At 63.6% G+C, this 15,589-nt stretch carries 20 protein-coding genes; 7 read left to right on the top strand and 13 right to left on the bottom strand.

Going from position 1 to position 15,589, the window contains the following annotated elements; translation table 11 throughout:
- Positions 1 to 53 precede the first annotated feature (53 nt).
- The 4 genes from J4D52_RS27495 to J4D52_RS27480 form a co-directional block, all read right to left on the bottom strand.
- Positions 54 to 1,304, bottom strand: coding sequence for an RNA polymerase sigma factor (locus tag J4D52_RS27495; RefSeq protein WP_097304748.1), 1,251 nt, complete (start codon positions 1,302 to 1,304; stop codon positions 54 to 56).
- On the bottom strand, positions 1,304 to 1,795 hold the full coding sequence (locus J4D52_RS27490) for an SRPBCC family protein (RefSeq protein WP_102677568.1): 492 nt from the start codon (positions 1,793 to 1,795) through the stop codon (positions 1,304 to 1,306). Before J4D52_RS27490 ends, J4D52_RS27495 begins: the two co-directional genes overlap by 1 nt.
- A gap of 52 nt (positions 1,796 to 1,847) precedes the next feature.
- Positions 1,848 to 2,192: a YciI family protein gene (locus J4D52_RS27485; RefSeq protein ID WP_025805797.1), complete on the bottom strand. Its 345-nt coding sequence runs from the start codon at positions 2,190 to 2,192 to the stop codon at positions 1,848 to 1,850.
- 67 nt (positions 2,193 to 2,259) lie between these two features.
- Complete coding sequence (locus J4D52_RS27480) at positions 2,260 to 2,694, bottom strand: nuclear transport factor 2 family protein (RefSeq protein ID WP_063432714.1); 435 nt, start codon at positions 2,692 to 2,694, stop codon at positions 2,260 to 2,262.
- A 183-nt stretch (positions 2,695 to 2,877) separates the two neighbouring features.
- Here J4D52_RS27480 and J4D52_RS27475 point away from each other — a divergent pair, with 183 nt between their 5' ends.
- Both J4D52_RS27475 and J4D52_RS27470 read left to right on the top strand, forming a co-directional pair.
- On the top strand, positions 2,878 to 3,375 hold the full coding sequence (locus J4D52_RS27475; RefSeq protein ID WP_053280522.1) for an N-acetyltransferase: 498 nt from the start codon (positions 2,878 to 2,880) through the stop codon (positions 3,373 to 3,375).
- A gap of 20 nt (positions 3,376 to 3,395) precedes the next feature.
- A complete protein-coding gene (locus J4D52_RS27470; protein ID WP_102677567.1) occupies positions 3,396 to 4,001 on the top strand; it encodes a pyridoxamine 5'-phosphate oxidase family protein in 606 nt (201 codons plus the stop codon).
- A gap of 166 nt (positions 4,002 to 4,167) precedes the next feature.
- On the opposite strand, the gene J4D52_RS27465 is transcribed toward J4D52_RS27470, so the two are convergent.
- The 5 genes from J4D52_RS27465 to J4D52_RS27445 form a co-directional block, all read right to left on the bottom strand.
- Positions 4,168 to 4,509 (bottom strand): hypothetical protein, encoded by a 342-nt coding sequence (locus J4D52_RS27465; RefSeq protein WP_102677566.1) that lies wholly within the window; start codon positions 4,507 to 4,509, stop codon positions 4,168 to 4,170.
- Positions 4,487 to 4,768 carry a type II toxin-antitoxin system Phd/YefM family antitoxin gene (locus tag J4D52_RS27460; RefSeq protein WP_025805802.1) on the bottom strand — a complete coding sequence of 94 codons (282 nt, stop codon included), beginning with the start codon at positions 4,766 to 4,768 and terminating at the stop codon, positions 4,487 to 4,489. The genes J4D52_RS27465 and J4D52_RS27460 overlap by 23 nt, the downstream gene beginning before the upstream one ends.
- 92 nt (positions 4,769 to 4,860) lie before the next feature.
- On the bottom strand, positions 4,861 to 5,364 hold the full coding sequence (locus J4D52_RS27455; RefSeq protein ID WP_025805804.1) for a GNAT family N-acetyltransferase: 504 nt from the start codon (positions 5,362 to 5,364) through the stop codon (positions 4,861 to 4,863).
- A gap of 316 nt (positions 5,365 to 5,680) precedes the next feature.
- Positions 5,681 to 6,169 carry a GyrI-like domain-containing protein gene (locus J4D52_RS27450; protein ID WP_063432718.1) on the bottom strand — a complete coding sequence of 163 codons (489 nt, stop codon included), beginning with the start codon at positions 6,167 to 6,169 and terminating at the stop codon, positions 5,681 to 5,683.
- Between the two features lie 65 nt (positions 6,170 to 6,234).
- Complete coding sequence (locus J4D52_RS27445) at positions 6,235 to 6,897, bottom strand: LysE family translocator (protein WP_102677565.1); 663 nt, start codon at positions 6,895 to 6,897, stop codon at positions 6,235 to 6,237.
- A 255-nt stretch (positions 6,898 to 7,152) separates the two neighbouring features.
- Between J4D52_RS27445 and alaC the strand changes: the two genes are divergently transcribed.
- Positions 7,153 to 8,364 carry an alanine transaminase gene (gene alaC, locus J4D52_RS27440; RefSeq protein WP_007925133.1) on the top strand — a complete coding sequence of 404 codons (1,212 nt, stop codon included), beginning with the start codon at positions 7,153 to 7,155 and terminating at the stop codon, positions 8,362 to 8,364.
- An 87-nt stretch (positions 8,365 to 8,451) separates the two neighbouring features.
- Here alaC and J4D52_RS27435 read toward each other — a convergent pair whose 3' ends face one another.
- Together J4D52_RS27435 and J4D52_RS27430 are read right to left on the bottom strand one after the other, a co-directional pair.
- On the bottom strand, positions 8,452 to 9,804 hold the full coding sequence (locus J4D52_RS27435) for a GntP family permease (protein ID WP_009050373.1): 1,353 nt from the start codon (positions 9,802 to 9,804) through the stop codon (positions 8,452 to 8,454).
- 83 nt (positions 9,805 to 9,887) lie between these two features.
- Positions 9,888 to 10,421 carry a gluconokinase gene (locus tag J4D52_RS27430; RefSeq protein WP_102677564.1) on the bottom strand — a complete coding sequence of 178 codons (534 nt, stop codon included), beginning with the start codon at positions 10,419 to 10,421 and terminating at the stop codon, positions 9,888 to 9,890.
- A 215-nt stretch (positions 10,422 to 10,636) separates the two neighbouring features.
- On the opposite strand from J4D52_RS27430, the gene J4D52_RS27425 reads away from it, so the two are divergent.
- Positions 10,637 to 11,668 carry a LacI family DNA-binding transcriptional regulator gene (locus J4D52_RS27425; RefSeq protein ID WP_025805808.1) on the top strand — a complete coding sequence of 344 codons (1,032 nt, stop codon included), beginning with the start codon at positions 10,637 to 10,639 and terminating at the stop codon, positions 11,666 to 11,668.
- A 7-nt stretch (positions 11,669 to 11,675) separates the two neighbouring features.
- Here J4D52_RS27425 and J4D52_RS27420 read toward each other — a convergent pair whose 3' ends face one another.
- Positions 11,676 to 12,293: a LysE family transporter gene (locus J4D52_RS27420; protein ID WP_097304751.1), complete on the bottom strand. Its 618-nt coding sequence runs from the start codon at positions 12,291 to 12,293 to the stop codon at positions 11,676 to 11,678.
- 66 nt (positions 12,294 to 12,359) lie between these two features.
- On the opposite strand from J4D52_RS27420, the gene J4D52_RS27415 reads away from it, so the two are divergent.
- Positions 12,360 to 13,310: a LysR substrate-binding domain-containing protein gene (locus J4D52_RS27415; RefSeq protein ID WP_102677563.1), complete on the top strand. Its 951-nt coding sequence runs from the start codon at positions 12,360 to 12,362 to the stop codon at positions 13,308 to 13,310.
- Positions 13,311 to 13,320: 10 nt separating this feature from the next.
- Here the strand turns inward: J4D52_RS27415 and J4D52_RS27410 are convergent, their stop codons facing one another.
- Entirely contained in the window at positions 13,321 to 14,244 is a 924-nt protein-coding gene (locus tag J4D52_RS27410) for a LysR family transcriptional regulator (RefSeq protein WP_102677562.1), read from the bottom strand.
- Positions 14,245 to 14,393: 149 nt separating this feature from the next.
- Here J4D52_RS27410 and J4D52_RS27405 point away from each other — a divergent pair, with 149 nt between their 5' ends.
- Together J4D52_RS27405 and J4D52_RS27400 are read left to right on the top strand one after the other, a co-directional pair.
- Positions 14,394 to 14,825, top strand: a complete 432-nt coding sequence (locus tag J4D52_RS27405; RefSeq protein ID WP_097304754.1) for a PACE efflux transporter — start codon at positions 14,394 to 14,396, stop codon at positions 14,823 to 14,825.
- Positions 14,826 to 14,907: 82 nt separating this feature from the next.
- Complete coding sequence (locus J4D52_RS27400) at positions 14,908 to 15,537, top strand: glutathione S-transferase family protein (protein WP_097304755.1); 630 nt, start codon at positions 14,908 to 14,910, stop codon at positions 15,535 to 15,537.
- Positions 15,538 to 15,589 lie beyond the last annotated feature (52 nt).

Below are 15,589 nucleotides of genomic sequence, written 5' to 3'. Positions count from 1 at the left end.
TTATCGCAGCCTGCGGCAGCGGCTACAGGGTTCGGCAGAATTCAATCAGGGGCTCAGAGCGCGTTCAAGGCCTCTAGCCGCTTCTCGATAAAGCGCCGCTCCGGTTCCTGCCGGGTCAGTTCCAGGGCTCGCAGATAGGCTTGCCGCGCCGGCTCCACCCGGCCCAGTTGCCGGCAGAACTCGGCCCGCGCCGAATGGGCCAGGTGGTAATCCTGCAATTCGCCCCGGGCCAGGATCGCCTCGACCCGCTCCAGACCAGCCAACGGCCCATCCCGCTGGGCGATGGCGGCCGCGCGGTTGAGCTCGATCACTGGCGAGGGCATGGCGCGCAGCAACACGTCATACAGGCCGATGATCTGCTGCCAGTCGGTTTCCCCGGCCGTCGCCGCTTCGGCATGCACCGCGGCGATCGCCGCCTGCAGGCAATACGGGCCGAAACGTCGGGTGCCCAGGGCGTGTTCCACCAGGGCGCAGCCTTCGGCGATCAGTTCGTGGTCCCACAGCGAGCGGTCCTGCTCGTCCAGCAGCACCAGCTCCCCGGTGGCCGAGGTCCGCGCCCGGCGCCGCGACTCATGCAGCAGCATCAAGGCCAGCAGGCCCATCACTTCGGGTTCCGGCAGCAGCTCCAGCAACAGGCGCCCGAGGCGGATCGCCTCATGGGTCAGGTCCTCGCGGGTCAGCTCGGCGCCCATCGACGCCGAATAGCCTTCGTTGAACACCAGGTAAACCACCCGCAACACGCTGTCCAGACGCTCGGGCAGCTCGCCCAGGGACGGCACCTGATAAGGGATGTGCGCATCGCGGATCTTGGCCTTGGCGCGCACGATGCGCTGGGCGATGGTAGCCGGCGCACAGAGAAAGGCCCGGGCGATTTCCTCGGTGGTCAGGTCGCAGATTTCCCGCAGGGTCAGCGGCACCTGGGCGTCCGCCGCCAGCGCCGGGTGGCAACAGGTGAAGATCAGACGCAAGCGGTCGTCTTCCAGATCCTCCTCGCTCCAGTCAGCCTGCTCCAGCTCTTCCAGCTGGCTGATCAGCGCCGCCTGGGACGCGGCGAACCGCGCCCGCCGACGCAAACCGTCGATGGCCTTGAAACGCCCGGCCGACACCAGCCAGGCCCGCGGGTTGTCCGGTACGCCGTCGCGCTGCCAGCGCTCGACCGCGACGAAGAATGCCTCGTGCAAGGCTTCCTCGGCGAGGTCGAAATCCCCCAGCAGGCGAATCAGGGTCGCCAGGATCCGTCGCGACTCATTGCGGTAGACCCTCTCCACCAGCGCCTTGACGCTGTCTTGCGCGGCCGTCGGCATCAGTCCGGCATGCCTCGGGTCACCAGGCTTTCCAGGCGATCCAGGCTCTGCCCCCAGCCCTCGTGAAAGCCCATGGCTTCATGGGCCTGGCGATCCTCTTCGCTCCAGTGCATGGCGCGGGCGGTGTAGAGGGTCTTGCCGTCCACTTCGTCGAAGGTCACCTCGGCGCTCATGAAGGCCTTGCCCGAAGGGATCCAGCCCGGCAGGAAGGCGTCGGTGAACACCAGCCGCCGCGGTGCGACTATCTCCAGGAACACGCCCATGGTCGGGTACTCGTTGCCATCCGGGGCGCGCATCAGGGTACGAAACTGGCCGCCGACCCACAGGTCCATTTCACACTCGGGGGTGGTCATGCCGTGGGGCCCCCACCATTGCACCAGCAACTCGGGTTCGGTCCAGGCGCGGAACAGCTTGCCGGGCGGCGCATCGATCAGGCGACTGATGGACAACTCGTATTGGGCGGGCGCACGGCCCACGCTGTGCTCGGTCATTGCGAAACTCCTGCTTATGCTTGTTTCCAGGGCTCGTTTGCAAAGGTTGCGATCAGGGATTCAACTCGCGAACCGGGCGCACCTCGATGCTGCCGACCCGGGCCGCCGGGATGTTGCCGGCGACCTGGATGGCTTCGTTGAGGTCCTTGGCATCGATCAGGTAGAACCCGGCCAACTGTTCCTTGGTTTCGGCGAACGGGCCGTCGGTGATCGACAGCCGGCCGCCGCGCATGCGCACCGTGGTCGCGGTCTGCACCGACTCCAGGGCCTCGGCGGCGATCATCCGGCCGCTGCCCTGCACCGACTCGGCGTAGGCCATGCACTCGGCGTCCTTCGGGCTCTCCGGCAGGCTGTGCAACAGCTGTTCGTCGCTGTAGACCAGGCATAGGTATTTCATGGGGCTCTCCTTGATCGGGCTGATCAACTATGGCTGCAGTTTCAGGCTTTGGCGAAAAACCCGACGATCAGGGTTGCAGGTCGAACAGCACGGTGCCGCTCATCATGTCGAAGGGTGCCGACCAGTGTTCGTGGACCACTTTCCACTGCCCACCAATACGCTGGTAACCCGCGGTCACGCGCATCCAGCAGGCCTTGGTCTCGCCCTTGTCATCGGTGCCGCCGCAGTGGGCCAGCCAGTGGGCGAAGGCGATGTCGTTGGCCCCGACTATGTGCAGTTGCTCGAAGTCGAAGATGCCAGGGCCGGGGCAGACTTCCATGCAGGCCTTCCAGTGCGCGCGGTAGGCCTCCTTGCCCTTGAATTGCAACGCGGTCACGGCGTCGAACGAGGTGATGTCGTCGGCGTAATAGCTGACGATGCGGTCGATATCCTTGACCATCACGGCCTGGCGCCAGGCGTCGATCAGGCTGCGGATTTCGCTTTCGGTGGTTTGGGCATTCATGGCGATTCTCCTTGCGATTGAGTGACACGGGCTCGAGGTGGCCGCCAGAGGCGACCGTTAAATCGTGAAGACACCCTTAGTCGTCTGGCCGCCGGGCAAATCGACAAGGCCATGAAAAAAAACCGGAACCCCGGGCAAAATCGCTAGAATCGCCACTCCTACAGCCTCCCCCAGTGCTTGGATATGGATAGCCCAACGACCACCCGACTCGTGCCCTACGAACAGCTCGACGCCACGCAATTGCAGCAGCTCGATGCGCTCGAGGTGCACCCGCAGCAAAAGAATTATTCCGGCGATATCTACACCGCGCTGCATACCCTGCTCAAGGCGCCGGAGCCCGGGATCAAGGGCTTTGCCCTGCTGGCCGACGAGGTCCCGGTGGCGTTCCTGCTACTCAAGCGCCCGCCCTTCCTGCCCCATTGGGCCGACCCCGACACCGCCACCCTGCATGCCTTGCAGGTCGATCACCGGGTCCAGGGTAAAGGCTACGGCCGCGCCTGCCTGCAAGCCCTGCCCGCCGCCGCGCGCCTGGTGTGGCCGGAGATCAAGGGGCTGATGCTGTCGGTGGACGCGGACAACCAAGCGGCGTTCAACCTCTACCTGAAGCAAGGCTGGGTCGACAGCGGCGAGGCCTACCGGGGCCGCATCGGTTACGAACGCCGTCTGGCCCTGATTTTCTGACGTTACCCAGGAGAAGCATGATGCTGACCACCCTCGAGCAACTGGAAGCGATCTACGGCCTGCCCCTTGAGCGGGCCGTGCGCAAGGAAATCCCCTTCCTCAACCCGGACTATCAGGCCATGGTGCGCGCCTCGCCGCTGGTGATCCTGAGCACCAGCGGTCCCGACGGCATGGACGGCTCGCCCCGCGGCGATGCCCCAGGTTTCGTGCGGATCATCGACGAGCGCACCCTGGCCCTGCCCGACCGCCCGGGCAACAACCGCATCGACAGCCTGCGCAATATCGTCAGCGACCCGCGAGTGGCCCTGCTGTTCATCATCCCAGGCATCGGCGAGACCCTGCGGGTCAACGGCCGGGCGCGGATCTCGGCCGAGCCGGCGCTGCTGGACAGCTTCGCGGTGAATGGCAAGCCGGCGCGCACGGTGATCCTGGTGGACGTCGAGGCGGCCTACTTCCACTGCTCCAAGGCCATAGTGCGCTCCGAACTGTGGAACCCGGAGCGCTACCTGGAACGCTCGTCCCTGCCCTCGGCCGGCGCCATCCTCAAGCGCCTCTGCGACGGCCAGTTCGACGCCGACCGCTACGACCGGGAAATGCCGGAACGGGTGCGCAACAGCCTGTATTGAGGGGCTCTTGTAGGAGCGCAGCTTGCTCGCGATAAAGGTTAACGCGGTACATCAGCCAGACCGCGGCGCCCCTATCGCGGGCAAGCCTCGCTCCTACAGGCGTGTGTCGTGGAATGACCGATAGAAAAAAGGCTGCCTCGCTGCAGCCCTTGGGCATTCAGATTGATCACAGCTGCAAACAGTAGTCGATCAGCTGCTTTTCAACGCTCTGTCGTTGGCCGAGAACCAGGGCCACGACAACCAGTTTTTCGGCCGGATAGATTTCATACAGAACCCGCTGGCCCATGGGCAGAAACTCATGGAAATGCGTCACGCCCAGGGATGCTGCTTGCTGACAAACGGCGTAGGTATGAGCCTGTTCACTCAAGGACGAAACAATTTGCCTAACCAGTTGGTCAACGAATTGCCCGGCCTTGTAGGCCCCACCCTGCTGAGCCAGATACTGCTCCAGGGCAATCACACCCTGTTCGGCCGCCGTGGCGAACTCAACCCTGTACGCTGTCTGCATCTTCGTCTTCTTGCTGCGCTTGACGGCGCTGGGCCAGACGCTCCAGCAATGTATCGCCGCTGATCAGCCGGCCTTGCTCCTTGTCGCGCCCGGCGAACGACAGCAGCTTGATCAGCGCAATCGCTTCATCTCGGCGCTTACGCTCTTCGTAGGACTCGATCACATAAGCCGGAACCCCGTTCTGGGTGACCAGCATGGGCTCGGAAAGGTCGAGATCAGCAGCGTTCTTTTTGACAAAACTGATGGTTTTAATGCGCATGGTTTATCTCCTGCTCTTTGCGCAGCGGTGAATCCAGCGCAGAAGCTGGTCTGAATTTAGACTACAAAAGAACCAGCAGCAAATGACATGTGTTACCGAGGAAGACTCAGCACCATCTCATGCCAGGCCATGCCGCCATGGTCCGACGCCGAGGCCTTGAGGTAGACGAAGCCGAAGCGCTCGTACAGCGGCACATGCCGCTCCTTGCACATCAGGTTGATGCTGGCCTTGCCCAGGCCGCGCATGCGCTCGATGAAGGCCTCCAGCAAACGCCGGGAAACACCCTGGCCCTGATAGTCCGGATGCACCACCACCGACATGATCACCACATGGGGCCCGGCCGGATCGTGGCCGATCAGCTCCTTGAAAGCCTCGTCGGCCATCTCGACCTCGAAGGCCGCGCCGGAATTGATGAAACCGGCCACTACGCCATCCACCTCGGCGACGATGAAGCCCTCGGGCCAGGTGGCGATACGGGTGGCGATCTTTTCCCGGGTGGCGGCTTCGTCACCTTCGTAGGCCAGGGTTTCGATGGCGAAGCAGCGGTCCAGGTCAGCGGCGGCGACCTGACGGATCAACAGGCTGGATAAGGTCATGGGGAACAGATCGGCTATGGGAAATGCCGCCGATCATAAAGTAATAAGGCTTGCATATCGAATGACGGCAAGCCCGTAAAACCTGCATATAGTCGCTGTCATCCGCACGCCGATCAGGCTATTTATCTGGGCCTCATCCCATCCTGGTCGAGTACGGAAGTCGCCATGAGCAATGTTCAGATCGGTTTGCTGGTGCTGTTCGGCATCAGTGCGTTCGGTTTCGTTACCCTGTCCATCGACCTGTGGCGCGCCCGCCGGCCGGGCAAGGGCAAATGACCGGACCCGCAGCGGGCCCGGCCTGTGCTCGTGACGCGGGTCACTGCTCCTTGAGCGGCAGCCAGATTTCCAGCACGCCCTGGCCGGTGTCGGGGTTGAAGTCGGCGCTGTAGCGTTCGAATTCCGGCGCATCGGCGGCTTCGCGCCCGGACTGTGGCAGCCAGGTTTTCCAGATGTACTGGAAGGTCTGCGGCAGGCTCGCCAGCGGCCCCTGGTGCTCGAACACTGCGTAGTGCTGCGGCGGCACCTCGATCCAGCGATACAGCTCGGGCAAATCGTCGAGCCTGCTGATCTCGACCCCGGCGATGTATTCGAAGCCGCCCTTGCCGTCCGGGTTGCAGCAGATGCCGTAGGTCACCTCCCCCACCTGGCCGGGGATCTTGCCGAGATGGGGAATGAAGCCTTCCCAGAGTTCAGGAATGCGCTGCGTCGTCCCGGGAGTGAAACGCCCGCCGAGACCGGCAATCAGCAGAAAATGCCCCTTCTCGAAGCGCGGCACCGGCCCTGTGCTCTTGTTGTGCTCATCCATGGTGCAACTCCTGCCAGAAAGATGGGTTCGGCAGGGAGTATAGAAGCCAAATCCGAATCCCCCACTCAGAGCCCGGGCATCTCGGCGACCGCCGCCCCAACGATGAACTCCTGATAACCGGATAGGATCACGTAGACCGCGAAATAGCAGAAGATCGCCGCAGATGCCAGGTAGGAGTAGCGCAACAACTTGTCCCCCAGCAGCTTGCCGCCCTGGGTCGCGGCAAAGCACAGGCCCACGACCCAGGCCAGCCCGGCGCAGAAGAAACCGCTGAGGAACAGCCCGGAACTGAGCAGGTCGCCGCCACCGGAACGGGCAATCAGGGTACCGCCCACCGCGGCGAACCAGAGGATCGCGCTGGGGGACGACATGGCCAGGAAAATGCCGCGGAAAAACTCCTTGCGCGGCGAACCGTTGTCGACCTCGCCGGCCTCGGCCAGCACGGCGCTGTGGTGGATCGCCGAATAGATCATCTTCGCCGCGAAATACACCAGCAGCGCCGACCCGCCGATCCACAATACCCAGCGCACCGCCTCGTACTGCAGCAGCACGGTCATGCCGGCCAGCGCCAGCACCGCGTAGACCAGGTCACCGACGCAGGTGCCAAGGCCCAGGCAGAAACCCTGGAAGTAGCCACGCTGCATGGCCAGGGTAATCATCGCGATATTGGCCACGCCTATGTCCAGGCACAGCGAAAGGCTCAGCAGAAAGCCGCTGGTAAACTCCATCATTCATCCTGTTCGATGCGGTTGTTCGAGTGGGGGGTATTTAACGCGGGCGGGTCCGGCGAACACAATGCGCAGGCTGCGAATCCAGCCACGAGGATGCAAATCCCTGTCCAGGCCGCGCAGCTGCCGGCGAAAAAATACTTGTCGCCCCCCTCTGGACAGCCTGGCGCCACTGCCCTTATCGTCTGCCCCCAGGCCACCGCAGTGGCCGACGTCGCTCGGACGGTTCCGGGCGCTCACGTACTCGAGGCAACAATGGCCGAACAAGGTTCGCCGCGCCGCTTTGCGCGCATAGATCGACTCCCCCCCTACGTATTCAATATCACTGCCGAGCTGAAGATGGCTGCGCGTCGGCGCGGCGAAGACATCATCGACTTGAGCATGGGTAACCCCGACGGTGCGACTCCGCCGCACATCGTCGAGAAACTGGTCACCGTCGCCCAGCGCGAAGACACCCACGGCTACTCCACCTCCAAGGGTATTCCGCGTCTGCGCCGGGCCATTTCGCGCTGGTACAAGGATCGCTACGAGGTCGATATCGACCCGGAAAGCGAAGCCATCGTCACCATCGGTTCCAAGGAAGGCCTGGCGCACCTGATGCTCGCCACCCTGGACCAGGGCGATACCGTGCTGGTGCCCAACCCGAGCTACCCGATCCACATCTACGGCGCGGTGATCGCCGGTGCCCAGGTGCGTTCGGTGCCGCTGGTGCCGGGCGTGGACTTCTTCGACGAACTGGAACGAGCCATCCGTGGCTCGATCCCGAAACCGAAGATGATGATCCTCGGCTTCCCGTCCAACCCGACCGCGCAGTGCGTGGAGCTGGATTTCTTCGAGCGGGTGATCGCCCTGGCCAAGCAGTACGACGTGCTGGTGATCCACGACCTGGCCTATGCCGACATCGTCTACGACGGCTGGAAAGCCCCGTCGATCATGCAGGTGCCGGGCGCCAAGGATATCGCGGTGGAGTTCTTCACCCTGTCCAAGAGCTACAACATGGCCGGCTGGCGCATCGGCTTCATGGTCGGTAACCCGGAGCTGGTCAGCGCCCTGGCGCGGATCAAGAGCTACCACGACTACGGCACCTTCACCCCGCTGCAGGTGGCGGCCATCGCGGCCCTGGAAGGCGACCAGCAGTGCGTGAAAGACATCGCCGAGCAGTACCGCCAGCGCCGCAATGTGCTGGTCAAGGGCCTGCACGAGCTGGGCTGGATGGTCGAGAATCCCAAGGCTTCGATGTATGTCTGGGCGAAGATTCCCGAGGCCTATGCCCACCTGGGTTCGCTGGAGTTCGCCAAGAAGCTGCTGGCCGAGGCCAAGGTTTGCGTTTCGCCAGGGGTGGGTTTCGGTGAGTACGGCGACGACCATGTGCGTTTCGCCCTGATCGAAAACCAGGACCGCATCCGCCAGGCCGTGCGTGGTATCCGCGGCATGTTCCGCGCCGATGGCCTGGTGCAGAAAGGCTGATATCCACCGACAAACAAGCAGGCACAAAAAAACCGCATCGCTGCGGTTTTTTTGTGTCCGGCTAACCAGCCGGCTACAGGGCTCGGCTTATACCACCAGCGACAACAGCAGGATAAAGATCAGGCCCACCACCGAGAGGATGGTTTCCATCGCGGTCCAGGTCTTGAAGGTTTCCGCCACGGTCATGTTGAAGTACTGCTTCACCAGCCAGAAACCGGCGTCGTTGACGTGGGACAGGATCAGGGAACCGGCACCGGTGGCCAGCACCAGCAGCTCGCGGTTGACCCCAGGGATCATGCCGACCACTGGCACCACGATGCCCGCGCCAGTGATGGTCGCCACGGTCGCCGAACCGGTGGCGATGCGAATCACCGCCGCTACCAGCCAGGCCAGGAGGATCGGCGAGATCTGCGCGTTGACCGCCATGTGGCCGATCACGTCACCCACGCCGCTGGTCACCAGCATCTGCTTGAAGCCACCGCCGGCACCGATGATCAGGATGATCGCCGCGGTCGGCGCCAGGCTGGCGTCGAGCAGCTTGAGGATCTGCTTGGAGCCGATGCCCTGGCGCGAACCGAAGGTGTAGAGCGACAGCAGCAGAGCCAACAGCAGCGCGCTGATCGGGTGACCGATCATGTCCATCCAGATACGGAAGAAATGCCCGTCCGGGAAGGCCACGTCGGCGAAGGTCTTGAGCAGCATCAGAAACACCGGCAGCAGCACGGTCAGCAGGGTCACGCTGAAGCTCGGCAGGTTGGCCGAGGTGTTCTCGCGCGCCAGCTGGTCCACCAGCTCCTGGGACGGATGACCCGGGATGTGCTTGGCGATGAAGGTGCCGTAGATCGGACCGGCGATGATCGCGGTCGGCAGGGCAACGATCAGGCCGTAGAGAATGGTCTTGCCGATGTCGGCGCCGAACACGCCGATGGCCAGCAGCGGGCCCGGATGCGGCGGCACCAGGCCGTGCACCGCGGACAGGCCGGCCAGCAGCGGGATACCGATCTTGATGATCGACACGCCGGTGCGCCGGGCGACGATGAACACCAGCGGGATCAGCAGCACGAAGCCGATCTCGAAGAACAGCGGGATGCCCACCAGGAACGCGGCGAACATCATCGCCCACTGCACCCGCTCCTTGCCGAACGAGCGGATCAGGGTCTGGGCGATCTGATCCGCGCCACCGGATTCGGCCATCATTTTGCCGAGCATGGTGCCCAGCGCGAGGATGATCCCGACGAAACCGAGTACACCACCGAAGCCGTCCTGGAACGCCTTGATGATCTTGTCCACCGGCATGCCCGAAGTCAGGCCGAGGAAACCCGCGGCGATGGTCAGGGCGATGAAGGGATGCAGCTTGAATCGAGTGATCAGCACGATCAGCCCGATAATGGTGACCACTGCGTCTACCAGCAGATAGGTCTCTTGGGACATGCCAAACATGGGGTTGCCTCCGGTTTGTTGTTTTTATTCAAGCGTTAAAAACGTGAGCCGAGTGGGATAGCGCTATCTGTGTGAACCGAAGCTTATCGGGATGGGTCCAGCCCGTGCTCCAGCCACCAGCCATGGGCCTGTTCGGCCAGCCGGTCAACGCTGTGGATGGTGGCGTCCAATGCCAGGGTCAGGGGTTCGCCCACGGGAGATTCGAGGGTGGCGAACTGACTGTCGATCAGGGTCGAAGGCATGAAATGCCCCGGACGGTGGGCCACGCGATCGGCGGCCACCTGTGGTGTCAATTGCAGGAAAACGAAACCCAGGCCGGGCGTGGCGCTGCGCAGTCGGTCGCGGTACTTGCGCTTGAGCGCCGAGCAGGTCAGCACCGGACGCTGTCCGGCGGCCAGGGCACGACGCAACTCGTCGCACAGGCTGTCGAGCCAGCCGGCGCGGTCGTCGTCGTTCAGGGGAATACCGGCACTCATCTTGGCGATATTGGCGGCAGGGTGGAACGTATCGCCTTCAATGGCCGTGGCGCCGCTGCGCCGGCACAGCGCTTCACTGACGCTGGACTTGCCGCAGCCGGCAACGCCCATGATGACCAGGGCGGTGATGGGTTGACTCATGTAACACCTCAGCGCGCAGACAGCGCTACCTTCGCTCTTGAAAACGCTAGTGCAAAAATAGTTTATGCCGACGCCTTCTTGTCATTTTTGTGGGTTGCCGCGTATATAGGCCGCGAAACCAAAGAGTGCGGGTCAGGCCGACCGCGCTCACGCATTGCAGCTGTTTCGAGACAGCGCTACCTTAGTGACTTGAATTTTGTTTGGCAAGCCGTCTGATGACCTCCTCCAAGAACGATAAAAATACCCGCACCACGGGGCGCCCTACCCTCAACGAAGTCGCGCGCCTGGCTGGCGTCAGCCCGATCACCGCCTCGCGAGCCCTGCGCGGCATCGACACGGTGGCCACCGAACTGGTGGAAAAGGTGCGCAAGGCCGCCAGCGAACTCAACTATGTGGTCAACCCCGCCGCTCGCGCCCTGGCCTCGGCCCAGAGCCATTCGGTGGTGGTGCTGGTGCCGTCGCTGTCCAACCTGCTGTTCATCGATACCCTGGAAGCCATTCATCAGGTTCTGCGGCCCAAGGGCTTCGAAGTGCTGATCGGCAACTTCCACTACTCCCGCGACGAAGAAGAAAACCTGCTGCGCAACTACATGGCCTACCAGCCACGAGGTTTGCTGCTGACCGGCTTCGACCGGACCGAAAGCGCCCGACGGATGGTCGAAGCCAGCAACGTTCCCTGCGTCTACATGATGGACCTCAACCCCGAGGCCGGCCTGAACTGCGTGGGTTTCTCCCAGCACAACGCCGGGGAAACCGCCGCCGAACACCTGATCTCCCGCGGCCGCAAGCGCCTGGCCTACATAGGCGCACAACTCGACCAGCGCACCCTGATGCGCGGCGAAGGTTTCCGCCGTGGCCTGGAGAAAGCCGGGCTGTACGACCCGAAACTGGAAGTCCTCACCCCGCGCCCCTCGTCGGTGGGCCTGGGCGGCGAGCTGTTCCTGCAACTGATGCACAGCCACCCGGACGTCGACGCGATCTTCTTCGGCAACGACGACCTGGCCCACGGCGCCCTGCTGGAGGCCATGCGCTGCGGCATCAGGATCCCCGAGCAAGTGGCGGTGATGGGCTTCAACGACCTGCCCGCCTCGGCGCACATGGTGCCGCGCCTGAGCAGCATCAGCACCCCGCGCGAAGCCATCGGCCGCCGTGCGGCGGAACAGCTGCTGACCCTGATGGCCGGCAACAGCGTGGCCAAGCCGGTGGTGGACATGGGCTTCGAACTGAAGGTGCGCGAGAGCACCTGAGCCGCGCTCAGGAACGCAGGCTCAGGGCGCTGAGCAGTACGCCGAAGCCCACCAGCAGAACGCCGAACAGCTGGTCGATACGCCGCTTGTAAGCCATGAGCCGGGCCCGGATGCCCGGCGTCGAGAAGAACAGCGCCACCGCCACGAACCACAGCACATGGGCCAGGACAATGATCGCGCCATAGCCGATCTGCACACCCGGCCCGGTCCCCGGCTGCATCACCTGCATGAACAGGCTGACCACAAAAATCATGGTCTTGGGGTTCAGCGCATTGGTCAAAAAGCCGGTGCGCAGCGCCGTCCATGCCGAAACCCGCGGCGCATCCGTCGCCACCTCTTCCTCGACTGCGCGAGTGCGCAGCATCCGGATACCGAGATAAACCAGGTACAGCGCCCCGGCGATCTTCAACACGCTGAACAGCAGCAGCGACTCCTTGACCAGCAGGCCGACACCAAACAGCGTGTAGCCGATATGCAGCATCACCCCGAGCCCGATCCCCAGTGCCGTGAACACCCCATGCCGGCGCGACAGCACCAGGCTGTTGCGCGTGACCATGGCGAAATCCGGCCCCGGGCTGAGCACCGCCAGCACAGTGATGGTGATTACCACTAACAGTTCAGTCATTTTCAAACGCCTTCGCTATAGAATCCGGCCCATACTTTATGGGCACGAACCCTCACAGAGCGAACGATGAAAACTGACATTCTCGGTGATAAAAAATCACAGACAATCAATCGCCGCCTGCCGCCCCTGAGCGCCCTGCGCTGTTTCGAGGCCGCCGCTCGCCTGGAGAGTTTCACCCGCGCCGGCGAAGCCCTGCACCTGACCCATGGCGCCATCAGCCGTGCCGTGCGCGCCCTGGAAGAAGACCTCGGCACGCAGCTGTTCGAGCGTCGCAGCCACCGGGTATTTCTCACCGAGGCCGGCCGCGAATTGCTGCACAGCGTGGAGCATGCCTTCGACCTGATCGACGCCGCCGCACGCAAACTGCGAACGCCGGACAAGGCCGCGACCCTGGTGCTGTCCTGCGAGCCGACCCTGCTGATGCGCTGGCTGATTCCCCGGATCCCGGCATTCTTCGCCGCTCATCCGGATATCCCCCTGCAACTGGTGGCCGGCGGCGGGCCCTTCGCTTTTGCTCAAGGCATCGACCTGGCGATCCGCCGCAACGACTTTCCCTGGCAGCCGCACACCCATGCGCAGTGGCTGTTCGACGAAGCCATCGGCCCGGTATGCCGCCCGGAACAGGCCACCCACTGGGCACGCAATGCAGCAGGCACGGCCCAGTTATCGAGCACTGCGCCGCGCCTGCACAGTGCGACCCGGGCGCAGGCCTGGGAGCAATGGTTGACCCTCAAGGGAATGGAACAGGCGCCAGGCAAGGAGCAGGTCTTCGAGCATTTCTACTTCAGCCTGCAAGCGGCGGTCGCCGGGTTGGGACTGGCGATCGCGCCCTGGCAGCTGGTACGCGACGACCTGGAGTCGGGCCTGCTGGTCGCGCCTTTCGGCTTTATCGCCGACGACAGCGCTTACTTCCTGTTGTCACCCGAGGCGATCGACCCGGACTCAGCCGTCGCCCGCTTGCTCGACTGGCTGCGCCACCAAGCATTGCCGCTGGACGCCACCCGCCCAGCCACATAAGCAGACGGGCTCACGGCCTCACCTCTGCATGAACCTCCGGCACCAGCGCCGGATCCTGCCCACCCAGCAACTGCACAAAGGCCTGGGCAGCCTTTTGCAGCGGCTGATTCTTCAGCCACACCGCGTGCACCGGCAGCAGCAGGCCGTTGTCGATGTTCTTGAAGGTCAGGCGCTTGAACCTTCCGGCCTTGAGCAAGGGCGCGATCACCGACAACGGGAAATTGCCCCAGCCGATGCCGGACTCGACCATGTCCAGGGCCATGGCCAGGCTGTCGGTGCGCCAGTAGGACTCGGCGATCAGCGGCCGGGTATCGCGGATCGGCAGGTCGCGGCTGGCGACCACCACCTGGCGGACGTTGACCAGTTCCTCCAGATAGAGGGTGGCGTCCGGCGCCTCGGGTAAGGGATGGCGCGCGGAAATGCAGGCGATCATCCGTTCGCTGCCGACGTACTGGAAATACTCCAGCACGTTCAGGCTGAGCCCGGCGAAAGCCACGCCGACCGCAATCCGGCCAGTGTGCAGCAGTTGCAACACATCGTCCTGGGGCGCGCTCAGCACCTCGATATCGAGCAACGGATGACGCTCGGCGATCAGCTTGATCGCCGCCAGCACCCGGGACTTGTCGATGTCCTCGACCACGCCGATGGACAGCCGGCTTTCCAGCCCCAGGGACAGCTCCACCGCATGCACCTGCAGGTGCTTGAGCTGCTCGGCGATCAGCCGCGCATGGGGTGCCAGGGCGTTGGCCATAGCGGTGGGCACCGGCTCGCGATGGCTGCGATCGAACAGGGGGTAGCCCAGCTCCGCCTCGAGGTTGGCGATGCCCATGCTCACCGCCGACGGCACCTTGCCCAGGGCCCGGGCCGCCGCGGAAAACGAACCGCGCTCGAGCACGGCGAGAAACAACTGGATGCTGTCGCTGGAGAAATTCATGGGGACGCCTGTCTGGGATGCTTACCTATCAGTAGAACTGAAAGCTTCTGACTTTTTCTGTCAGGCATATTGAAGCTATCTTGCGCCGCATTCGCCAGCCATTCCTGCAAAAGGAGCGGCCCGGGCCAACGAACGCGGAGGAAAAAAGCATGCAAGGCATCAAGCGCAAACTGGTTTACGTGTCACTGTTCGAGGTGTTCGGCATGACCTTCTCGGCCCTGGGCCTGGCCTTGCTGTCCGGCACCTCGCCGAGCAGCACCGGCCCGCTGGCGGTGGTGATCACCAGCATCGCGGTGACCTGGAACTTCATCTACACCAGCCTGTTCGAGCGCTGGGAAAGCCGCCAGGTCTCGCGGACCCGCACGGTCAAGCGGCGGATCGCCCACGCCGTGGGTTTCCAGCTGACGCTGATCCTGTTCCTGATCCCGTTGATCGCCTGGTGGATGCACATCAGCCTGGTCCAGGCCTTCCTGCTGGACCTGGCGCTGATCCTGTTCATCCCCTGCTACACCTTCGTCTTCAACTGGCTGTTCGACCGGATCTTCGGCCTGCCAACGTCGGCGCTGCCGGATCCGGCCTGAGGCCAAGGCGTAAATCGATATCGCCGAAGGCCGGCGTCGCTGTTAGATTTCCTGGGCCCTCCACCCGCCAAGGAAAGCGCCCATGGGAACCCTGAGAATTCTCGGTAAAGCCTCGTCGATCAACGTCAGAAAAGTGCTATGGACCTGCGAAGAACTGGGCCTGCCCTACGAACGCGAGGATTGGGGCAGCGGCTTCCAATCGACCCACACCCCCGAGTTTCTCAAGCTCAACCCCAACGCCCAGGTGCCGGTGCTGATCGATGACGCCGGCGCGCTCTGGGAATCCAACAGCATCTGCCGTTACCTGACCAGCAAGGTCGCCGGGCAACGGCTGCTGCCCGGCGAGCCTCGGGGCCGTGCGTTGGTGGAACAATGGATGGACTGGCAGGCCACGGAACTCAACCCCGCGTGGAGCTACGCCTTCGTTGCCCTGGTCCGGCAGAACCCGGACTTCCAGGACCCGCAGCGGATCGCCGCCGGCATTCGCGGCTGGAACGACAAGATGGCCCTGCTCGAACAGCAACTGGCGAGCACCGGCGCCTATGTGCTCGGCACGCAGTTCAGCCTGGCCGATATTGTCCTCGGGCTGTCGGTGCATCGCTGGAGCATGGCGCCCATCGAGCATCCGGACTTCCCCGCCGTCGCTGCCTACTACCAACGCCTCAGCGAGCGTCCGGCCTTCCTGCTGCATGGACGCAACGGCATTCCCTGAATCGTCTTTTTCTTCTGTAGGAGCGAGGCTTGCCCGCGATAAGGCCGTCCCA

The sequence above is a fragment of the Pseudomonas sp. GW460-12-10-14-TSB1 genome (genome assembly GCF_017349775.1).
GTDB classification, from domain to species: Bacteria; Pseudomonadota; Gammaproteobacteria; order Pseudomonadales; family Pseudomonadaceae; genus Aquipseudomonas; species Aquipseudomonas piscium.
This window is presented reverse-complemented; position numbering and strand designations above follow the sequence as displayed.

Bases quoted from the DNA above. Each gene is read 5' to 3' on its own strand.
- J4D52_RS27450 (WP_063432718.1), bottom strand. From the start codon at position 6,169: ATGGATGAGCACAACAAGAGCACAGGGCCGGTGCCGCGCTTCGAGAAG.
- alaC (WP_007925133.1), top strand. From the start codon at position 7,153: ATGGCCGAACAAGGTTCGCCGCGCCGCTTTGCGCGCATAGATCGACTC.
- J4D52_RS27430 (WP_102677564.1), bottom strand. From the start codon at position 10,421: ATGAGTCAACCCATCACCGCCCTGGTCATCATGGGCGTTGCCGGCTGC.
- J4D52_RS27410 (WP_102677562.1), bottom strand. From the start codon at position 14,244: ATGAATTTCTCCAGCGACAGCATCCAGTTGTTTCTCGCCGTGCTCGAG.
- J4D52_RS27400 (WP_097304755.1), top strand. From the start codon at position 14,908: ATGGGAACCCTGAGAATTCTCGGTAAAGCCTCGTCGATCAACGTCAGA.
- J4D52_RS27455 (WP_025805804.1), bottom strand. From the start codon at position 5,364: ATGACCTTATCCAGCCTGTTGATCCGTCAGGTCGCCGCCGCTGACCTG.
- J4D52_RS27405 (WP_097304754.1), top strand. From the start codon at position 14,394: ATGCAAGGCATCAAGCGCAAACTGGTTTACGTGTCACTGTTCGAGGTG.
- J4D52_RS27490 (WP_102677568.1), bottom strand. From the start codon at position 1,795: ATGACCGAGCACAGCGTGGGCCGTGCGCCCGCCCAATACGAGTTGTCC.
- J4D52_RS27485 (WP_025805797.1), bottom strand. From the start codon at position 2,192: ATGAAATACCTATGCCTGGTCTACAGCGACGAACAGCTGTTGCACAGC.
- J4D52_RS27445 (WP_102677565.1), bottom strand. From the start codon at position 6,897: ATGGAGTTTACCAGCGGCTTTCTGCTGAGCCTTTCGCTGTGCCTGGAC.
- J4D52_RS27465 (WP_102677566.1), bottom strand. From the start codon at position 4,509: ATGCAGACAGCGTACAGGGTTGAGTTCGCCACGGCGGCCGAACAGGGT.
- J4D52_RS27415 (WP_102677563.1), top strand. From the start codon at position 12,360: ATGAAAACTGACATTCTCGGTGATAAAAAATCACAGACAATCAATCGC.
- J4D52_RS27425 (WP_025805808.1), top strand. From the start codon at position 10,637: ATGACCTCCTCCAAGAACGATAAAAATACCCGCACCACGGGGCGCCCT.
- J4D52_RS27495 (WP_097304748.1), bottom strand. From the start codon at position 1,304: ATGCCGACGGCCGCGCAAGACAGCGTCAAGGCGCTGGTGGAGAGGGTC.
- J4D52_RS27435 (WP_009050373.1), bottom strand. From the start codon at position 9,804: ATGTTTGGCATGTCCCAAGAGACCTATCTGCTGGTAGACGCAGTGGTC.
- J4D52_RS27460 (WP_025805802.1), bottom strand. From the start codon at position 4,768: ATGCGCATTAAAACCATCAGTTTTGTCAAAAAGAACGCTGCTGATCTC.
- J4D52_RS27470 (WP_102677567.1), top strand. From the start codon at position 3,396: ATGCTGACCACCCTCGAGCAACTGGAAGCGATCTACGGCCTGCCCCTT.
- J4D52_RS27420 (WP_097304751.1), bottom strand. From the start codon at position 12,293: ATGACTGAACTGTTAGTGGTAATCACCATCACTGTGCTGGCGGTGCTC.
- J4D52_RS27475 (WP_053280522.1), top strand. From the start codon at position 2,878: ATGGATAGCCCAACGACCACCCGACTCGTGCCCTACGAACAGCTCGAC.
- J4D52_RS27480 (WP_063432714.1), bottom strand. From the start codon at position 2,694: ATGAATGCCCAAACCACCGAAAGCGAAATCCGCAGCCTGATCGACGCC.